The sequence below is a fragment of the Vibrio sp. ZOR0018 genome (assembly GCF_963865925.1).
Lineage (GTDB): Bacteria > Pseudomonadota > Gammaproteobacteria > Enterobacterales > Vibrionaceae > Vibrio > Vibrio anguillarum.
This window is the reverse complement of sequence record NZ_CAWMCN010000064.1, coordinates 569-1,719: the sequence shown is the minus strand read 5'-3', so window position 1 is coordinate 1,719 and position 1,151 is coordinate 569. Positions and strand designations below refer to the sequence as shown.

Annotated in this window: 2 protein-coding genes; both read left to right on the top strand. The window is 42.1% G+C overall.

Translation table 11 applies throughout. The annotated features are described in order from the left end of the window. Positions 1-277 precede the first annotated feature (277 nt). The gene (locus AACR75_RS02755) at positions 278-550 is read left to right on the top strand and encodes a type II toxin-antitoxin system TacA family antitoxin (protein WP_013867770.1); all 273 of its coding nucleotides are present in this window, start codon (positions 278-280) and stop codon (positions 548-550) included. Beyond that, positions 547-1,044, top strand: coding sequence for a GNAT family N-acetyltransferase (locus AACR75_RS02750; RefSeq protein WP_047691656.1), 498 nt, complete (start codon positions 547-549; stop codon positions 1,042-1,044). Before AACR75_RS02755 ends, AACR75_RS02750 begins: the two co-directional genes overlap by 4 nt. Positions 1,045-1,151 lie beyond the last annotated feature (107 nt).

Here is a 1,151-nt window from a genome sequence, read left to right as displayed (position 1 = left end):
GCCACAAAACATGGAATTTACTGTTCAATTCCAACTCGATTTAGCTGATAAAAAATCACTGTGCCTAACGCCCAATTAAGTGGTGAACAACGCACTGACCAAGCCGCCGCATTGCACCGTAAAACACTTTACTCAACGCATAGTAAAACTGCCACGCGTTGAGAATCCACTTGAATTGTTTGTTAGTTTGCGTGCCAAAGTGACACAACGATTGCTAATTGCACATTTTAAGACCATAATACCCATGTGACATTTTGACACAACAGGAGATAACATTATGGCTACTACTTTGCCTCGCATCACCGCTAGAGTTGATGTCGATACACAAGATTTACTCACTAAAGCTGCCGCTATCGCTGGTATGTCTAGTATTAACTCATTTGTTCTAAGCGCTGCAATTGAAAAGGCTAAACAAGTCATCGAACGTGAGCAAGCTTTAAAACTGAGCCAAGCCGATGCGATTTTGCTGATGGACGCATTAGACCGCCCAACAGCACAGAACTCAAAACTAAGAGCGGCCTCTGAACGATACGAGAGCAAGGCTCAATGATGAATACGGTACTTTTAGATAAAGTTAAACACGATAGAAACCGATTCAACTGTGGTATCGAAGCTCTCAATAATTACTTAAAAGTAATGGCGAGTCAGCAAACAAAGAAAGACAACACCAGAACGTTTGTTCTGGAAGATGATAACAACAGCTCACATATCATCGGCTTTTACACGCTAACAATGACACCAATTGACTTAAAGGCATTGCCCGATAAATTACAAAAAAAGCACCAATCATCCACCTCTGGTGGCCTAATTGCCCGTCTTGCTGTCGATGACAGATACAAAGGGAAAGGCTTTGGTGAGTGGCTGCTCATCGATGCACTCAGAAAGCTATTAGCTGCTAGTGATAGCGTTGCATTTCCAGTTGTTATCGTTGATGCCAAAGACGGTGCAAAATATTTTTATGAACGCTATGGCTTTCAGGCATTTCAAGACGCTGAAAACAAACTCTTCATCACCATTGCGGATGTAAGAGCAAGCTTAGGCTAGTTAACTGCTAGCCTGTAGCAAACTAACGCCCGGCTAAGGGGTTGACAACGCACCACCGAACTAAAAAAACATACTGTAAACACTGAATTTCAATTTTGCACTAAAGT

Coding starts and splice junctions, on each gene's coding strand:
- AACR75_RS02755 (WP_013867770.1), top strand. CDS start 278: ATGGCTACTACTTTGCCTCGCATCACCGCTAGAGTTGATGTCGATACA.
- AACR75_RS02750 (WP_047691656.1), top strand. CDS start 547: ATGATGAATACGGTACTTTTAGATAAAGTTAAACACGATAGAAACCGA.